Here is an 18,421-nt window from a genome sequence, read left to right on the forward strand (position 1 = left end):
GGTTCCCCTGCTGCACGGTGACCGCAGCGTAGGGGTCTGCCGCGGTGGCGGTGACCGCCTGACGTGACCCCTAGGCGGCGGTCCGGTAGGAGGTGAGGCGCCGATGGTGGTTCGCGCCGCGTCCGGAGACCTTCAAAGTCACGGCAGCCCGGCTTTCGCGAGCCTCATGCCAATTACTGCGAGTTGTTGTGGCAGGGACGATTGCACCCTGAGCGATTCAGCCTAAGCAAGACCTGCCTTCAGCGTGGCGCATTGGCCGATCGAGCAAAGCACGTAAGTATGGAACAGTGTGGATATCCCGGCTTAGAGTAACTGGTGGCTTCTTAGCTGACATTGATGTGAGTTTTGATCCGGGGCTCAACGTTGTCATCGGGCCCAGAGGTGCAGGTAAGACTACGCTTCTCGAGCTGATTAGGCACGCTCTCGGCACACCACACGCCGATAAGAATCGCTCAGCGCGGGAGGTTCAACGCGTTAGGTCTCTGCTTGGGAATGGCGAAGTGGTTCTAGACCTCGAAGAGAACGAAACATCTCATCGATTGGTCGTGGACGCGGAGGGTGGCGGCCGAAGGCCGGAATTGGCGAGCCTAGCCTTAATGCTTGGCCAAAATGAACTCGAAGCCATTGCATCCGACGCGGAAAGCCGCCGACGCCTGATAGATCTGCGCGCTCAAATCGGGCCACGCGACGATCATTCCGACCCTGCATCGGATATCACAACGCAGCTGTCAGAACTTCGGCAAGAACTGAGTGATCTGGAGGATCGAACTCGCCAACGGCCGTTGTTACAGGCTGACCTCGAAATTTTGGCCGCAGAAGAGGCAACTCTTATGGGACGCGTGTCTTCCGAAATGGGCTTGAAGCGACAAAAACTACAGGAAATTGAAGCCGAGCTGCTGCATATTCAAACCAGCGAAACTCACTCAGTCGCTGCCTTTACCGTCCTGTCAAACCTTGAACGCCTAACAACCACACTTGACAGTCAACTCCGAGAGCTTGACGCGATCCCGCTCGGAGGCGAAGACAAAGCGATCGTAGAGGAGACGATCAGTGATTCTAGGCAAGGCATGAATCAGGTAACTTCATCGATCAGGAAAGCTGAGGCAACACTCCAGGCATCTGCATCTCGCCGCGCTAGCAAGGAGCTAGAACTGCGCGGCGAGGCCGAGCCGATTCGAAGCGAACTCAATGATGCAGAACGTGGCCTCGGAGAAGTGACAGCTAAAGCGCGAAATATTAGGTCACAGCTAGCGGTACTGGCCGCGGAACAGAACCGCCTGCGAGAACTGAACGGCCGCTACGCGGCTTTGCGCGAGGAGCGCGACTCTCTCCTGAATGAGCTGGAAGCAGCAAACGAATTACGATATGAAAAACGTCAACGCGTGGCATCAGAGGTTTCACAAAATCTCGGGGCTCGAGTCACCGTTTCCATCGAACACTTAGCTGATTACAGTGTCTTCCGAGACTTACTCAGTGCCGGACTCCAAGGCAGCGGTTTGAAATATAGCTCTATTGCAGAGATCTTTGCGCGAACACTTTTACCTCGACAACTGCTGAGTCTTATCGAAACAAATGATGTGGCCACAGCTTCGTCAGCCACCGAGTTACCTGAGGAACGAGTATCCAGGGCACTTAACCATCTAAATGACCCAAGTTTCCTGTCAAACCTTACAGCAGTTAATCTTGATGACTCTGCAAACTTTTTGCTGGTCGACGGTTCAACACTTAAGAATGTCGATGAACTTTCAACGGGCCAGAAATGCGCGGTTACATTGCCCATCCTTCTGACAGAGCATTCACGTGCTCTGGTCCTGGATCAGCCAGAAGACCACTTAGACAATGCATACCTCGTTGAAAACGTAATTGTGGGCATCAATAATCGCAGTGACTCGCGAGCCCAAACGATCATTGCAACGCATAATGCCAACATTCCAGTCCTTGGTTCGGCCAGCAAAGTCGTATTGTTGAAGAGTGATGGGAAAAGGGGATATGTCGACAGGTTCGGACCTTATGATCATCCTCAAATTGTGCGAGCCATAACTTCACTCATGGAAGGTGGCGAGGATGCATTTCGTCGACGCGCTTCGTTCTATAAGTCGCATGGACTGTTAACGTGAACCGTGATCAGTTCTTAGCGAGCCTGGCCTCGCGCCTTCCTTCGGAAAGAATGCTGGCGGCTCAATGGGCAATGGAGAACAAGCTAGAGCCGGAATTTGAGCGCGTTCTAACTGAAGCTTTGTCACGTGAAAGCGTGCCTCGTATTCAAAATGCGATTTCTCTTGCCATTAATGCAATCCGTTCCGCTTCAGGTTTGCATCCAGAAGAAACTGCAGCAAAAGCGGGGTCTGAATCTGAAATCGCTGGAGTTCTAAATGAGCTCGCGGGAATGATACGACACGAGATGCAACCAGCCATCGGATGGGTTCGGCTCGCGGCCCACAAAGAGCTGACAGATTTTCAAGCAAGTGCAACAAACCGTGCTATCGAAGCCTTAAGGCGTCGTGTTGATGGCCTAGCTAACCTGGCAGCGGCTCATCGTTTACCTGTTCGGCAAATTGTGTCGCTTAGTGAAGCTATTACAGGGTGCCTCTCTGATGAATATCCTTCTTCAATGTTTAAATTAGAGGGTTCTGACCAGCCGTCCGATGAAATCTACACCGACCGAGGTCTGCTAGATCTCATTCTAGCCAACGCCATCCAAAATGCTGCCGACGCATCACGTGATATCCCCAACGGGCAAGGTCATGTCCTTATATCAACGAGCATCGACGGTTCCCGCTTTTGGGTCACCATTAGCAACAGATTCTCTGGCGCGTCATTCAAGTTCTCAAGCGTCGCCGCTTCTGGACGAACCAGTAAGCAGGGCCATCGCGGACTGGGCACCCAGGTGATCCAGTTGGCAGCGGATCGCCTAGGATATGAATTCGAATTAAGAGCAGCTGGCGGCACAGCCACTTTTTCGCTCAGGGGAAGTAGATATGAATAAAATCGCCATCATCGTGGAAGATGACATTCAGCAGATTTATTTTACAAGAGGAATATTAGCTGAGCACGGATTCGACGTTACGTCGTTCGGGCACGCCAGCGAAGCGGTTCTCGGCATAGCATCCGTTAATCGACCCATCGATCTTGTGATTCTCGACAGGAAATTGCCACAGGAAGAAACAGACGAACCTAACGATGCTGTAGGTGATGTCCTGCTCGGGCAATTCCTCGCCGAACTTCCGGATACAGTTTTTGTCGTTTTCACAGGTTATACCGACATCTTTCACCAGCAATTCGCAACCCGTGAACGCGGTACGATTAGCATTGGTTCTACTTCGTTTGATCGCGTATGTGCCTATGAAAAAGGTCAGGCGGTGGAGTTCGACGAATATGTAAAGCGGCTCTCGCAAGAAATTGACAGCTTAGGTGACCTCGAAGTTATCGGTTTCGTTGAGGACGATGCCGATCTAACCATCAGCCGTCGACTCCTGCGCCTGGTTGCTCATCATTACGGAGGCGACTCCATCTCCGTCAGGGCTCTAACGGACGGTAAGACTGATCTGCCCGTTTGGCATTGCAGGATCAGAGATGCGTCAGGCAATGAAGTCGCATCGGTGGTCGTCAAGCAAACTGACGGTTCAAAAGCTCCTCCTGCAAGTGGGCTACACACGATTCTTCCCGCAGGAGTTGTGGCTGCCCCTGTTGCCCTGATATCTGGCTTGTGCGACGGCAAACGTGCTCAGGTGATGCAAGTGGCGGGGCCAGCGCCGACGTCGCTTCTTAAGCTTCTGGATGAGAACCAAGCATCTGCGGCGCAACATCTTTCGGTGATCACTGATGCAATCCAATCGATTCCGGTTGGGGGATCCTGCACCAAAAATCTAGAGGACTTGGTGCAGCCACTTCTATCCTGGCCCAAGTTGTTGGAGCTATCCGAAATGCACGGCATACTACCTCCTCGCCGTGAGAAGAGGGCCTCTACACGAATTGGGGCGCAGCACGGCGACCTTCATCCCGGTAACATTCTGGAAGCGGAGAATGCGCCGGTTCTTATCGACTTTGACAATGAGGTTTTCGCATCGCGCCTACTTGATCCGATCACAGTTCTGCTCTCCCCGCTTTTTCATCCGGACTCACCCATTCGAAAATCTCAGTGGCCAACTCCAGAGCAGTGCGCCGAGATTTACACGGATGCGTTCCTTGAAGGAAGTCCCTGTCGCGAGTGGACCGCGGCTGCACAACGGTGGGTGGAACAGGCGCTCACCAGCGAAAATGAGCGCTGGGCTCTTACTCTGGCTTATGCCATGCGTCAGTTGAAGTACGATGACGTGCTCGATAATCCCCAAGTCAAACGACGGGCAATCGCGTTAGCTCGGAAAGCCGCAAGTGCCCTTGAATCCTAGGACATGCTGACCAGGGTTGACGAGTTGAGGCCAGGGCTTGAGCCTCCGCCACAGGAGCCGCGAACTGAGCCGCATACAGCCGAGCGAAAGCCCCGCCCGTAGCTAGCAACTCCGAGTGCGCCCCCTGCTCCACGATCTGCTCGTAGAACCTCATCATCAGGTTCACCAGCCCGTGGGAGCCCATTCGCCGCGATCATCTACTTGTGTGCAGTGGCGGTTGAGACGACGGCGGGACGGTCCCGGCGCCGTCGGACGCGAGGATGGCGCCGTTGACGTTGGTGCCGTCGTCGCTGAGCAGGAAGGTGATGGAGGCGGCGAGCTGCGCCGCGGTGGCGGGCGCGGGAACGGTGGCCTGCATCAGCTGACCGAGGCGTTCGGCCGCGAGCTGGGATCCCCCGTTGGCCACGATGTTGGTGATGGTGGGGCCGGGTGCCACGGCGTTGAGGCGCAGGCCCTTGGGCCCGTACATCACGGCAGAGTCCTTGATCAGGCCGACGACGGCGTGCTTGGACGCTACGCGGCACCGGCGGCGGATCCGCGCAGGCCGGCCTCGGAGGCGACGCTGACCACGGAGCCGGCGCCGGCGTCGAGCATCAGCGGGACCACGGCGCGGGTCAGGCGCAAGAGGGCGGTGACGTTGATCCGGAAGACGCGGTCCCAGAGGTCGTCGTCAACCTCGTGGATGGGGGCGAAGTCGTCATGATCCTGGCGAAGACGCGGTCTGAGATGGCCAAAAGGGCACCGGGTGCGTCCCTCGGGGACGCACCCGGTGCCCTTTTGCCGTGCTTCCGCCAGTGCCGCTGCGCTCCGGGCGGCTAACAACTAGCGGCCGAACACGACCTCGTATGTCCGGGTCTGGCTTCCGTCTTCACTGCGTACCGTCACCACGGCGGTTCCGGACTGCGTGTCCGCCTGCGTCACAGTCACCGTGGCGTAAGGGTCTGCCGCGGTGGCCGTGATTTCCCGGCGCGGCCCCTGGACCGCGGCCCGGTAGGAGGTGACGCCCGGGTCGAAGCCGGCCAGCGGCTCGCCGTTGACGGAGATGCCGGCCGCGGCGGCGTCGGCGGACTTGCCTGGGGCCTGTGCCAGCACCTGCACTTCGCTGACCGTCATGTGGGTGTTCGGCCGGGCGGTGAGCACCACGCGCACGTCCTTGGTGTCCACGCCGGCAACCGGAACCGTGACCACCGGGGCGGGGCTGCCGCCGGGGACCTGGACCGCGGCGCCCGCGTTCTTCCACGTGCCGTCGGCCGCCTTGGTCTGCACCTGGAGGCTTTGGGCGTAGCTGTCGGTGGAGCCGTCACGGTAGAAGTGGACCTTCACACCCGTCACCGTCTTCTGGCTGGCCAGCGCCACGGACAGGGTGTCGGTGGTGTTCTTGGTGCCCGATTTCCAGTTGGACCAGGCCTTGTCGGTAAGGTTGCCGTTGCCCAGTCCCGCCGTGCCGTAACCCGGCTCGGTGAATGTCGCACTGAATGCGGTTCCGGGGTCATCGGCCACGTTGTCGGCCGTTCCCGCCGTGACCTGCACGCGAACTGTGGCGGCCAGCGTCCGCCCGTCGGCGGCGTCGGCGGTGCCAGAAACCATGGCCACGCCGGTCTGGGTGAACGGTCCGGCCGCATCCCAGACAACCGGCCGCTCCACCTTGCTGCCGCCGGCGGTCACCGCTGTCACGGTGGCAGGCAGCGCGGGCGTTCCGCCGGCGTAGGTCTTGGCCCTCGACGGAAGCGTCGCCACCAGCGTGTCGACGGTGACCTTGGCCGTCACCGGATGAGTGACGCCCAGGATGTCGGTCGCCGTTCCGCGGACGTCAACGGTTCCCGGCTTGCTCCACCGGCTGTCCGGCGGCATCGCCCAGGTCACCGGCAGTTCACCTCTGGCTCCGTCACGGTAAACGGGGACCACCGTGGCGGGCAGCTGCGGAGTGGTCCCGGGCACGGTGAAGGCCGCGACGTTCTGGAACCCCTGGACCGTTTCGTCGACGACGCGCCAGCGCTGGTTCTCACCGGAATTGGCGGTCCACAGGGTCACGGGGGACCCGTCCGCAGTGGCGTGCCCGCCCACCTCGAGGAGCCTGCCGGTGGCCGCATTGACGAAGGTGTAGGTGCCGTCGCCGGTGGTGGACATCGTCCATTGGGAAGCGTCAGCCGGCGTTGCCTCCGCCGGAACCAGCTGCGGGGTTCCGTCGACGACGGCGAGCTGCCGCCCGCCGTCGGCCGTTTCAATTGCGTAGCGGGCACGGCTGCTGTCGCCGCCGCTGAGGCGGCGGATGTTCCACTGCTGGTCGGCGCCGGCGCCGGCGCGGATGACGGCGGCGCTGCCCGCTCCCGAGGTGAGGGCCTTGCCGCTCTCGACGCCCCGGAGGCTGTAAACGTGGTCCGCCTGAATCACGGCGGCGTCCTTGGCCACGCCGTGCACACCGCTGACGAGGAACGTTGTGACCGACTCTGCCGGTACCGCGAGGACCGCGGTGCTGTCCTTGCCGACGGCGACAGGCTCACCCTTCACCAGCGCGCCCGAGGCGTCGCTGGTCACCGGAGTGACGGTGGCATTCCCCTGGATTGCACCGAACCCGGACAGGTCCAGGGCAACCTGGCGCTGCTGCTTGCTGTCGTTCACGTGCACCACAGTCGCTCCGGAGTCGGAGACTGCCGCCGCACTGTTCGTGTCGTTCACCTTGACCAGGCGGTCCCCGGGCTTGATGTAGTGCGTGAAGTTCCTGGCGGTGTTGAACTTGGTGTTCGTGTAGATCGGGCAGCTTTGGAGGGTGTCCTCCGCAGTGCAGTTGAAGGGCAGCTGGATCTCGCCCCAGTTGGAGCCGATGGCGCTTTCGCCGCCGGGCTTCATGTTGTTGTAGTCCTCAACGGGCTGCCAGAACACCCAGGCCTCGGGCTCGAGTTCACGGAGGTCGTCCACCATGTGCTGGGCCAGTCCAAGACCGGGCTGCATGCTGGTGAAGTTCTGCCCGTCCAGCCATGAGCCGCCTGTTTCGCTCATCCAGAGCGGCTTGTCTTCTCCCTTGGCGATGTCCCGGACGGCCGTCCGCTGCCCGGTGCCGTACGTGTGGACGTTGAGCTGCCCCACGCTGGCCTTGGCGGCCGCGGAGTAGCTGTTCCAGTTGCTGGCGAAGGTCGAGGGGTTGGTCTCGTCCATCGCGCTGATGACGGCGCCGGTGTTGGCACCGGCCAGTGCCTTGGCCAGCGACTGGACCACCTTCTGCTGCAGTTCGGGGCCGATGTGGGCGCCTTCCTGCCGCCCGCCGGCCGGCTGGCCCGCGGCATTGAGGTTGGTTCCCCAGTACGGCGTGTTCGGTTCGTTCAGGGGATCGATCGTGTCGATTTTGATGCCGTGGGCTTTTTCGAGCTGCTTGACGACGCCCACCAGATAGGAGGAGAAGTCGTCGACGCTTTCGGTCCGCAGCTGGTCCTGGGAGGAGTTGAAGCCGCCCGAAACGTAGCCGCTGACCGTCTGGAACCAAGGCGGGGAGTTGCTGAAGGCTTCCCAGTGCGTGATGTCCTTCTTGATCCGGTCCACCCACCAGCGCTGCGTCTGGTCGGCGTCGAGGTTCCAGTCGGCCGGGTTCGCCGGATCCCACCAGTCCTTGTCCGCCCGTGTGGTCCCGGCGGGGGCCTTCCACCAGCCCTCGACGGCACCCCCGGCCCGGAGGTAGTCCTTCACGTCGGGGGCGTTGGCGAACCAGGCCAGGCTGGTGCCCCATCCTTCGAAGGCCTCGCCCTGGTAGGAGGGGTCCGGCCGGACGGTCACGGCGCCGGCCGGCACGGGTTCATCGGTGGCGGGCGCGGCGGAAGCGGGTCCCGCCACGAGCCCTGCGGAGAAGACCGCGGCGGTGACACCTGCCGCGGCCACGGCCCAGGGCCGCCTGGATCTGTTCGTCATTGAATTCCCTTCGGTGCGATTACTTGGGGCTTTTGAGGACGGCCACGCCGCGGGCGGCGAGTTTGGCGGTACCTTCGGACGGTCCCGTGCCCGCGAGCACGGCTCCGGGCACCGCCGAGATGTCGACGGCGTGGTCGGTTCGGTTGATCAGGAAGAGGAAGCGCCCGTCTTCCCCCGTGCGGACGGCGACTTCGACGGCGCCGCGCAAGTCCGCGGGCAATTCGGACCCGACGCCGGCCAGGTCCGCGAATTCCCGCAGGACCGGGACCAGGCCGTCGGGCCCGAGCCGCGTGGCCACATAGCCGGCGGACCCGCTGCCCACGCTGCGCCGGGTCACCGCCGGTTCTCCTGCGTGGTCACCGGAGGTGAACCGGCGCAGGACCTTCGTGTCACCTGAGGTGGTGGCAACGGAGTCCGCCCACAGCGTTCCGGTTGACCCGTCGTCGAGCGTTGCCCCTTCGCCGGGGGCCAGCGGCCCGAACTCTTCCACCCGGATCCCCAGGAGATCGCTGAGGGCACCGGGATACCCGCCGAGCCAGACGTGGTCGTTCTGGTCCACGACGCCGGAGAAGTAGGTGGTGACAAGGTGCCCGCCGGACTCGACGAATGCGGTCAGCCGGGAGCGCAGTTCCGCCGGCACCACGTGCAGGACAGGAGCGATGACCAGGTGGTAGCCCTCAAGGGAGGCCGCCACCGGGAGGACATCGGCGCGGATGCCGCTGGCCAGGAACGCCGAGTACCAGTCGAGCGCCTCCTGCCGGTAGCGGAGCCGGTCACTCGGATGGGAGTCAAGCTCGCTGGCCCACCAGGAATCCCAGTCGAAGAGGATCGCGGCCCGTGCCGGCTCGCGCCGGCTGCCCGTGATCCCCGCGAGTTCACCGAGTGTCCGGCCCAGGGCGGTAACGTCGCGGAAGAGCCTGCTGTTGCTGCCGGCGTGCGAGACCATCGCGGAGTGGTATTTCTCCGCCCCGGCGCGCGACTGCCGCCACTGGAAGAAGCAGACCGCATCCGCGCCGTGGGCCACATGGGTGAGCGAGTCCCGGGCGAGGGCCCCGGGCTTCTTGGGCGTGTTCACGGGCTGCCAGTTGACGGCGCTGGTGGAGTGCTCCATGAGGAACCAGGGGTTGCCTCCTGCAATGTTGCCGGTCAGGTTCGCGGAGAAGGACAGCTCGTCATGGTCCTGCGGGCCCGGGACCACGTAGTGGTCGTTGGAGACGAAGTCGACGTCGGCGGCCCAGGCGGCGTAATCCATCCCCTTCGTTTCCCCCATCACCATGAAGTTGGTGGTGACGGGGATGTCCGGCGTGATGCTGTTGAGGACGTCGCGTTCGGCGCGGAGGTAGTCCCGCAGCGAGTCCGAGGAGAAGCGCTTGAAGTCGAGCTGCTGCGTGGGGTTCGGGTAGGACGCCGCCTTGCGCGGGGGAAAGATGTGGTTCCAGTCCGCGTAGCGCTGGGACCAGAAGTCGGTCCCCCAGGCGGTGTTCAATTCCTCGAGTGTGCCGTAGCGGTCCCGGAGCCAGCGGCGGAAGGCGGCCGCGGCGTCGTCGGAATAGTCATAGATGTTGTGGCAGCCGAGCTCGTTGGAAACGTGCCAGGCGCAGACGGCGGGGTGGTCCTTGTAGCGCTCCGCCATGGTGCGCACGAGCGTTAGCGCGTGCTTGCGGAACACCGGCGATGTGGGCCGCCAGTGCTGCCGGCCGCCCGGCCAGAGGGTTTCGCCGTTCTGGGTGACCGGAAGGATTTCCGGGTGTTCGGCCGCGAGCCACGGCGGCGGGGAGGCGGTGGCGGTGGCGAGGTCCACGGCGATGCCGTTGGCGTGCAGCAGGCCGATGATGTGGTCGAGCCAGGCAAAGTCCCAGCTGTCCCGCGAAGGCTGGATGCGTGCCCAGGAGAAGATGGCAAGGGAAACGATGTTGACGCCGGCCTCCCTCATGAGCCGCACGTCCTCTGCCCAGACTTCACGGGGCCACTGCTCGGGGTTGTAGTCGGCTCCGAAGGCCAGCCTCTTGGTGTCCGGGGACGGCCAGCGCAGCCAGCGGTGGCGGGTGGTGTGGGTCATGGGGTTCCTCTTTTTGGGCGCGCTTGGGCGGCGACGAAGCTTGGGCGCGAAGCTTGGGGTGGCCGCGGACGCGCCAGGCCGGCTGGCGCATCCGCGGAGATGCGTGCGTAGTTAAGGGCCCTTATTCCTTGACCGTGAAGCCCTGTTCGGTGCCGTACTTGACCGAGGCTTTCTGCCATGCGGTCAGGCCGTCCTTGAGCTTGGTGCCGGAGACATAGGCCTGGCCGGCGGTGTCGTTGAAGATGCTGTTGGCGTAGACCTGGAACGGCAGGTAGGACCAGCCGGCGGGAACGTTCTTCGCTGATTCGGCGAAGATCTGGTTGGCCTTCTGGCCGCCGAAGTACTTGAACCCGGTGTTCTGGAATTTCTCGGACGCGAGGTCCTTTGAGGTGGCGGGGAACGCCCCGCCGTCGATCCTGGTCTGGACGCCCTCCTCAACGTTGGAGTACTTCAGGAAGCCGTACGCCAAGGCTGCCTGGCTGCTGGCGGCGGGGACGGCCAGCGAACTGCCGCCGTTTTCGGCGCTGCTGTTGGCGCCCTTCTCCCACTGCGGCAGCGGGGCGACGCGCCATTTGCCGGCACCGTCGGCGACGCCGGAGACGAGGTTCCCGGGCATCCAGGCGCCGGTGGACAGGGTGGCGATGGTTCCGTTGCCGAGGCCCTTGTACCACTCGTCGCTCCAGGAGCTGATGGGGGCCAGGAGGTCCTCATCGATGAGCTTCTGCCAGGTTTCGGCGAACTTGGCGGACCCCTCGTCGGAGAAGTTCACGCCGACGTTGGTGCCGTCCACCTGGTACGGCTTGCCGCCGGCCTGCCAGATCATGCTGGTGGTGAACCCGGCGTCACCGGTGTCGTTGGCGATGTAGGCCTTGGGGTCCGCCTTCTTCAGTTTGCGGCCGGCGTCGAGGAACTCATCCCAGGTGGTGGGCACTGCGATGCCGTACTTGTCGAACAGTTCCTTGTTGTAGAACAGGGCCATGGGGCCGGAGTCCATGGGCAGGCCGTAGACGCCGCCCTGCGCCTGCACCGAGGACCACGGACCGGCGGTGAAGGTGCCGTCGAGGTCTTTGGCGCCGAACTGGCCGAGGTCGGCCAGTGACTTGCTGAGGGCAAACTGCGGGAGTGCGTAGTACTCGATCTGCGCGATGTCCGGCACGCCGGAGCCGGCGGAGATGGCGTTCTGCAGGGCGGTGTACTGGTCGTTGCCGGTGCCTGCGTTGACCAGGTTGACGTCCACGTTGGGGTACTTGGCTTCGAAGCCTTCGGCAACCTTCTTCAGCGACTGGTCCCAGGCCCACACCGTCAGCTTGCCGCCTTTTTGGAGGGCGGATTCGACGGCGTCGCTGTTGACCGTCTGCTGCGGTGCCGCGTTGCCGCCGCCTCCACAGGCGGTGAGCCCGAGGGCGAGTGCGGCGGCGACGGCGGAGCTCTGCAACAGGCCGCGGCGGGTCAGGGTCTTGATCATGTCTTCCTTCTAACTGCGTTGTCGGTGAGGATGGGGCGGGCGTTATTCTTTGACGCTTCCGGCGGAAAGGCCGGATTGCCAGTAGCGCTGGAGCAGCAGGAACGCTGCGATCAGCGGCAGGATGGTAAGCAGGGATCCGGTGATGACGAGGTTGAAGATGGCTTCCCCGCCGGCGGTGCCGGCCTGCGCGTTCCAGGCGTTCAGGCCCAGGGTGAGGGGGTACCAGTCCGGGTTCTTCAGCATGATCAGGGGCAGGAAGTAGTTGTTCCAGGTGGCCACCATGGTGAAAAGCAGCACGGTGACAATGCCCGGGGTCAGCAGCGGCAGGCAGACCTGGAAGAAGGTGCGTGCCTCGCTGGCACCGTCGATCCGGGCCGACTCCATGATCTCCGTGGGGATGGCCTCGGCGGCGAAGGTCCACATGAGGTAGAGGCCGAAGGGCGAGATGAGCGAGGGGATGATCACCGCCCAGGGGGTGTTGGTGAGGCCCATCTGGCTGAACATGAGGAAGGTGGGAACGGCGAGGGCCGTGCCGGGGATGGCCACCGCGCCGATGACGACGGCGAACACGGCTTTCCGACCGGGAAAATCGAACTTGGCCAGCGCGTACCCGCCGAGGACGGCGAGGAAGGTGGCTCCCCCGGCCCCGGCCACGACGTAGAGAACTGTGTTGGCGAACCAGCGAAGGAAGATCCCGCCGTCGTATGTTGCTGTCCGGGCGATGTTGTCCCAGAGGGCGAAGTCACCGTCGAACCACAGGCCGAAGGAGTTCAGGAGGCCATCCTGGGTTTTGGTGGCGTTGACCAGCAGCCAGAACAGCGGAGCCAGGCTGTACAGCAGGACAAGGCCCATCAGGAGAGTCAGTGCCACACTGCGGCGGGAACGCCGGGATCCGGCTGTCCGTGGGGAGCGAAGGCGCGGACTGCGGAATTTCACCGGGGACGTGGCTGCTCCGGCATTGCCGGGACGGGCGGCTGTCTGAACGCTCATGGTCAGCCCTCCTTTCGCATGCCGCGGACCTGGACGGCATAGGCAATGGCCATGGTGATCAGCCCCATGATGATTGCCACCGTGGCGGAGTAGTTGTACTGCTGCCCCGAGAACGACAGGGAGAAGGCGTACAGGTTGGGCGTGAAGTAGGTCGAGATGGTGTTGGGTGAGAGGCTCTTGAGGATGCTGGGCTCGTTGAAGAGCTGGAAGCTGCCGATCACGGAGAAAATGGCGGCCACCACGATGGCGCCCCTGATCGCCGGCAGCTTGATGGCGGTGATGACCCTGAGCTGTCCGGCGCCGTCGATCTCGGCAGCCTCGTAGAGGGACTTGGGTATGACGGTCAGCGCGGAGTAGAAGATCAGCATGTTGTAGCCGATGAACTCCCAGGTGACGATGTTTCCGATGGAGGCGAGCACGAGTTCCGAGGAGAGCGGGCTGGGCAGGTTGAGGCCGAAGGCCTGGTTGATGTTGCCCACCAGGCCGAAGCGGGTGCCGTACATGAAGCCCCACATGAGGGTGGCAACGACGGCCGGCACCGCGTAGGGCAGGAAGATCGAGATCCGGAAGAACGATCTTCCGTAGAGCCTGCCGCTGTCCAGGGCGAGGGCCACCACGAGGGCAATGAAAAGCATCACCGGCACCTGGACTGCCAGGAAGAGCGAGACCCGGCCCAGCGCGGACCAGAACTGCGGGTCCCCCAAGGCCCGGGCGTAGTTGTCCAGGCCCACAAACGCCGTTCCGCCGATGAGCTGGTTGCGGAAGACGCTCAGGTAGATGGAGTAGCCGATCGGGGCCAGGAAAACCAGGGCGAACACGGCCATGAACGGGCCGATGAACCACCAGCCGGCCCAGGAACGGCGGCTGGCACGGCGGCTCGTGCGGCCTGCCGGGGCGGCCGCTCCGGCAGGCGCCGCGACTTGCGGGGACGTCGTTGTCATGAAAGGTCCTCTGTAGGGCTGCGTCACTTGACGGGTGACGGTAAGTGTTCTGTTTGCGTAAACATTGATGTGCACTTTTGTGAATGTTTGCGCAAACATGATTGGTACGATGGTGACATGGAGCACGAACCCGGTCAACCCCCGGTCCACAATTTGTCCCCTGCACGGCAGGCGGCAGGCGGCGCACCGCGGCGCAAGCAGCAGGTGTCCATGGCCGACGTCGCCAAGCTCGCCGGCGTCTCGTCCCAAACGGTTTCCCGCGTGTCCAACGGGAGCCCGGACGTCATCGACAGCACACGGCGCCAGGTCATCTCAGCGATGAACGAGCTGGGCTACCGGCCCAACAGCGCCGCCCGGGCGCTCAAGCGCGGGAGCTTCCGGACCATCGGCGTGATCACGTTCTCGCTCTCCTCGCTGGGGAACATGCGCACCCTGGAGGCCATCGCGCTCCACGCGGCCCGGCAGGACTTCGCCATCACTCTCATCCCGGTCACCGCCCCCACCCAGGCCGGGATCCAGGGCGCGTTCTCCCGGATGGGGGAACTCGCCGTCGACGCGGTGATCGCGATCATGGAGGTCCACCTCCTGGACGCAGCGACAGTGACGCTGCCCCCGGGAGTGAAGGTCGTCGTCGTGGATTCCGACGCTGGCGAACAGTACAGCGTGGTGGACACCGACCAGGCCGACGGCGCACGCAAGGCCGTCCAGCACCTGCTGGACCTCGGGCACGAGACGGTCTGGCACGTCGCCGGCCCCGAGGAATCCTTCGCCAGCGAGCGCCGGGCCGCCGCCTGGCGCAGCACTCTCGCCGCCGTGGGGAAGCCCGTCCCGCCGGTGCTCCGCGGCGACTGGTCCGCGGATTCCGGCTACGCTGCCGGGCTTCGGCTCGCCGATGAACCCGGCTGCACCGCCGTGTTCGCCGCGAACGACCACATGGCCCTGGGCCTGCTCCGGGCCTTCCGCGAAAAAGGGAAATCGGTCCCGGGAGACATCAGCCTGGTCGGCTTCGACGATGTTCCCGAGGCCTCCTCCTACGCTCCCCCGCTCACCACGGTCCACCAGAACTTCGCCGACGTCGGCAACCGGTGCGTCGACAACGTCCTGCAGCAGATCCGCACCCACACCACCGAACCTGGCGTCACGCTGGTGCCCACCGAACTCGTGGTCCGGGCAAGCACGGCGGCGCCGCGAACTTCCGGACGGCCCAGATAGCGGGCTCCCGCCGTACTCGATGCGATTATGGATTGTTGAGAAATCCAATGATTGTTTTGAGCACTACTGGAGTTGGCGTGGCTATGCAGGACACCAAAGTCGGAACGCCGCGGCTAGCGGCGGCCACGATCGGCAACGACGTCGGCCTGCTGCTGGCCAAACTGCACGCGGCGGGGTCCGCGCTGAACAACCGGGCCCTCGGGGATTTCGGGCTACGGGAAAGGTCCTTCTCGGTGCTGACAGTCGCCTGCAGCGGACTGGAACCGACCCAGCGGGAACTGGCCGACTTCCTGAGCCTCGACCCCAGCCAGGTGGTCAGCCTCGTGGACGATCTTGAGCGCCGGGGACACGTGGAACGAGCCACCGGCAAGCAGGACAGGCGGGCCAAGATCATCGTATCGACGGCGGAAGGCCGCCGGATCCACACCAAAGCCCGCGCCGCGCTCGAGGCCTGCGAACATGAACAGCTCGCCGCCCTTTCCGACGATGAAGCCGGCCAATTGCGGGCATTGCTTCGCAAGGCCCTGTGGGGCAGGACAGGCTGAGTCCCCACCCCGGGATTCGACACACAGAGGCCAGGCTCCGTCCGCTTGAGCGAACGGGGCCTGGCCTCTCAGCAATCTTTGCCGGTTAGTTTTCCAAGAGGGAAACGTCCCGGACGGCACCCTTGTCCGCCGACAGAGCCATGGCTGCGTAGGCGCGCAGGGCCGCCGAGACGTGGCGTTCCCGGTCCTTGGGCTTGAACCCGCCATTGACCAGCAGTTTCTCACGGCGTTCGGCGAGGACCTCGTCGGAGACCTCCAGTTGGAGGGAGCGCTGACTGATGTTGATGCTGATGATGTCGCCGTCCTCCACCAGGGCGATAGTGCCGCCGGAGGCAGCCTCCGGGGAGATGTGCCCGATCGACAGGCCGGAGGTGCCGCCGGAGAAGCGGCCGTCCGTGATGAGGGCGCACTTCTTGCCGAGGCCGCGGCCCTTGAGGAACGACGTCGGGTAGAGCATTTCCTGCATGCCCGGCCCGCCGCGCGGACCTTCGTAGCGGATGACCACTACGTCGCCTTCCTTGACGCCCTTGTTCAGGATCTTCTCCACGGCTTCGTCCTGGGACTCGCACACGACGGCCGGGCCTGAGAAGGTCCAGATGGATTCGTCCACCCCGGCGGTCTTCACCACGGCGCCATCGATGGCCACGTTGCCGCGAAGTACGGCCAGTCCGCCGTCCTTGGAGTAGGCGTGCTCCACGGAGCGGATGCAGCCACCCTCCGCGTCGGTGTCCAGGGAGGTCCACTGGTTCGACTGCGAGAACGCGGTGGAGGAACGGACGCCACCGGGAGCCGCATGCCACAGCGCCTTCGCTTCCTCGGTGGCCTTGCCGCCCCGGATGTCCCAGTCATCCAGCCAGCCGTCCAGATCGGCGGAGTGCACGGAGTGGACGTTTTTGTGCAGGAGGCCGCCACGGTTCAGCTCACCCAGCAGGGCGGGGATGCCGCCGGCGCGGTGCACGTCCTCCATGTAATAGGTCTTGTCCTTGGCGACGTTCGGGGCCACCTTGGCCAGGCAGGGCACCTGGCGGGACTTGGCGTCCATCTCGGCCAGGCCGTACTCCACGCCTGCCTCCTGGGCCGCGGCCAGCAGGTGCAGGATCGTGTTGGTGGAGCCGCCCATGGAGATGTCCAGGGCCATGGCGTTGTCAAAGGCCTCAGCGGTGGCGATAGAGCGCGGCAGCACGGAGTCGTCGTCGCCGTCGTAATAGCGCTTCACGAGATCGACGACGGTGGCGCCGGCCTTCTCGTACAGCGCCTTGCGGGCGGTGTGGGTCGCGAGCACGGAGCCGTTGCCCGGCAGGGCCAGTCCGATGGCCTCGGCCAGGCAGTTCATGGAGTTGGCGGTGAACATACCCGAGCAGGAACCGCAGGTGGGGCAGGCGTTCTCTTCAATGAGGTTGATGTCCTCGTCGGAGATGGACTCGTCCACTGCGTCGGCAATCGCGTTCACCAGGTCCAGGGAGCGCACGGAACCGTCGGTCAGGGTCACGCGGCCGGCCTCCATGGGACCGCCGGAGACGAACACCACCGGGATGTTGAGGCGCAGCGCGGCCATGAGCATGCCGGGGGTGATCTTGTCGCAGTTGGAGATGCAGACCAGGGCGTCGGCACAGTGGGCGTTGACCATGTACTCCACGGAGTCGGCGATCAGGTCGCGGGAAGGCAGCGAGTAGAGCATGCCGGAGTGGCCCATGGCGATGCCGTCATCCACGGCGATGGTGTTGAACTCGCGCGGCACGGCGCCGGCGGCGAGGATCGCGTCGGAGACGATCCGGCCCACAGGGGCGAGGTGGGTGTGGCCGGGCACGAATTCGGTGAAGCTGTTCGCGACGGCGATGATGGGCTTGCCGATGTCCGAGTTGGCGACGCCGGAGGCGCGCAGCAGTGCGCGGGCTCCGGCCATGTTGCGGCCGTGGGTGACTGTTTTAGAGCGTAGTGCAGGCATGGTTACCATCCTGCGTGGTCCTTCCGGCAAGTGGAAGACGGTCCTGATACTAGTAGTAGGAGTACCAGAGTAATAGTATTTACCGGTGCAAGGTTCGGAACGACGCAAGGAACTCGGCCTCTTCCTCAGGGCCCGGAGGGACCAGGCGGTCCGGGCCGAATACGGCCTGCCGCCCATAGCCCGCAGGCGCGAACGCGGTCTTCGCCGCGAAGAGATCGCCTTCCTCTCTGGCGTGAGCGTCACCTGGTACACGTGGCTTGAGCAAGGCAGGGACATCAGCCCGTCCCGGCAGGTCCTGGAGTCCATCTGCCGCGCCCTGCATCTTTCGGACACAGGCCTTGCGTATGTCCTGTCGCTGGGCGGCTACTCATCATCGCTTCCGGCCAGCCCCGCGGCTGCCACGGCGCCGGCCCACGTTCAGCGCCTGTTGGATGCGTTGGATCCAAATCCGGCGTTCGCGCTCTTCCCCGACTGGGGCGTGGCAGGCTGGAACACGGCTTACGCGGCGCTCTACCCCAACATCGCCACGGTTCCCGCGCCGGACCGCAATCTCCTGTGGCTGGTTTTCACGGACCCGTACGTCCGGAACCTGCTTCCCGACTGGGAGGTCACGAGCAAGCGGTTCCTGGCGGAGTTCCGCGCCGAAACCGGGCAGCGCCTCGGCGATCCGGACATCAGGTACCAGGTCGAACGGCTCCAGGAAGCCAGCCCGGAATTCCGGGCCGGCTGGGACCGGTACGACATCCTCGGCTTCGAATCCCGCGAGCGGCTGTTCCACCACCCGGCGGTGGGAGTACTCCAGCTGGAGCACCATCAGCTCTCGCCGTCGGACCGGCCCGATCTCCACCTCGTGGTCTACACGCCGGCCCCCGGCAGCGAGGCCACCGACCAGATGCAGCGCCTCATGTCCGCCACAGGGTAGTCGCCGCATCCACTACCCCGTTTGCCGCGCCGCCAATTTCGCGGAACAATAGTTAGC

12 protein-coding genes and 2 pseudogenes are annotated in these 18,421 nt (G+C 63.8%); 6 read left to right on the top strand and 8 right to left on the bottom strand.

From position 1 onward, the window contains the following. Positions 1–338 precede the first annotated feature (338 nt). The 3 genes from ACFRAU_RS01540 to ACFRAU_RS01550 are packed head-to-tail and all read left to right on the top strand — an operon-like array spanning position 339 to position 4,388. A complete protein-coding gene (locus ACFRAU_RS01540) occupies positions 339–2,117 on the top strand; it encodes an AAA family ATPase (protein ID WP_377998498.1) in 1,779 nt (592 codons plus the stop codon). Then, positions 2,114–2,986, top strand: a complete 873-nt coding sequence (locus ACFRAU_RS01545) for a GHKL domain-containing protein (RefSeq protein ID WP_377998499.1) — start codon at positions 2,114–2,116, stop codon at positions 2,984–2,986. Before ACFRAU_RS01540 ends, ACFRAU_RS01545 begins: the two co-directional genes overlap by 4 nt. Further along, the gene (locus ACFRAU_RS01550) at positions 2,979–4,388 is read left to right on the top strand and encodes a phosphotransferase (protein ID WP_377998500.1); all 1,410 of its coding nucleotides are present in this window, start codon (positions 2,979–2,981) and stop codon (positions 4,386–4,388) included. Before ACFRAU_RS01545 ends, ACFRAU_RS01550 begins: the two co-directional genes overlap by 8 nt. A gap of 43 nt (positions 4,389–4,431) precedes the next feature. Here the strand turns inward: ACFRAU_RS01550 and ACFRAU_RS01555 are convergent. The 7 genes and pseudogenes from ACFRAU_RS01555 to ACFRAU_RS01585 form a co-directional block, all read right to left on the bottom strand. Then, positions 4,432–4,527, bottom strand: a pseudogene (locus ACFRAU_RS01555) (permease); the annotation flags it as partial. A 54-nt stretch (positions 4,528–4,581) separates the two neighbouring features. After that, positions 4,582–5,087 (bottom strand): annotated as a pseudogene (locus ACFRAU_RS01560) (SDR family oxidoreductase); the annotation flags it as partial. A gap of 123 nt (positions 5,088–5,210) precedes the next feature. Further along, the gene (locus ACFRAU_RS01565; RefSeq protein WP_377998501.1) at positions 5,211–8,285 is read right to left on the bottom strand and encodes an Ig-like domain-containing protein; all 3,075 of its coding nucleotides are present in this window, start codon (positions 8,283–8,285) and stop codon (positions 5,211–5,213) included. Between the two features lie 19 nt (positions 8,286–8,304). Beyond that, entirely contained in the window at positions 8,305–10,344 is a 2,040-nt protein-coding gene (locus ACFRAU_RS01570) for a beta-galactosidase (RefSeq protein WP_377998502.1), read from the bottom strand. A 121-nt stretch (positions 10,345–10,465) separates the two neighbouring features. Continuing rightward, positions 10,466–11,809 (bottom strand): ABC transporter substrate-binding protein, encoded by a 1,344-nt coding sequence (locus ACFRAU_RS01575; RefSeq protein WP_377998503.1) that lies wholly within the window; start codon positions 11,807–11,809, stop codon positions 10,466–10,468. A gap of 42 nt (positions 11,810–11,851) precedes the next feature. Continuing rightward, positions 11,852–12,799 carry a carbohydrate ABC transporter permease gene (locus ACFRAU_RS01580; protein WP_377998504.1) on the bottom strand — a complete coding sequence of 316 codons (948 nt, stop codon included), beginning with the start codon at positions 12,797–12,799 and terminating at the stop codon, positions 11,852–11,854. 2 nt (positions 12,800–12,801) lie between these two features. Further along, positions 12,802–13,740: a carbohydrate ABC transporter permease gene (locus ACFRAU_RS01585; RefSeq protein ID WP_377998505.1), complete on the bottom strand. Its 939-nt coding sequence runs from the start codon at positions 13,738–13,740 to the stop codon at positions 12,802–12,804. Positions 13,741–13,857: 117 nt separating this feature from the next. Between ACFRAU_RS01585 and ACFRAU_RS01590 the strand changes: the two genes are divergently transcribed. After that, positions 13,858–14,952, top strand: a complete 1,095-nt coding sequence (locus ACFRAU_RS01590; RefSeq protein WP_377998506.1) for a LacI family DNA-binding transcriptional regulator — start codon at positions 13,858–13,860, stop codon at positions 14,950–14,952. Positions 14,953–15,035: 83 nt separating this feature from the next. Further along, positions 15,036–15,497, top strand: a complete 462-nt coding sequence (locus ACFRAU_RS01595) for a MarR family winged helix-turn-helix transcriptional regulator (protein WP_377998584.1) — start codon at positions 15,036–15,038, stop codon at positions 15,495–15,497. A gap of 85 nt (positions 15,498–15,582) precedes the next feature. Here ACFRAU_RS01595 and ilvD read toward each other — a convergent pair whose 3' ends face one another. After that, positions 15,583–17,442, bottom strand: coding sequence for a dihydroxy-acid dehydratase (gene ilvD, locus ACFRAU_RS01600; protein ID WP_377997218.1), 1,860 nt, complete (start codon positions 17,440–17,442; stop codon positions 15,583–15,585). An 85-nt stretch (positions 17,443–17,527) separates the two neighbouring features. On the opposite strand from ilvD, the gene ACFRAU_RS01605 reads away from it, so the two are divergent. Continuing rightward, complete coding sequence (locus ACFRAU_RS01605; protein ID WP_377998507.1) at positions 17,528–18,364, top strand: helix-turn-helix transcriptional regulator; 837 nt, start codon at positions 17,528–17,530, stop codon at positions 18,362–18,364. Positions 18,365–18,421 lie beyond the last annotated feature (57 nt).

The organism is Arthrobacter sp. NPDC056691 (assembly GCF_042791415.1).
Lineage (GTDB): Bacteria > Actinomycetota > Actinomycetes > Actinomycetales > Micrococcaceae > Arthrobacter.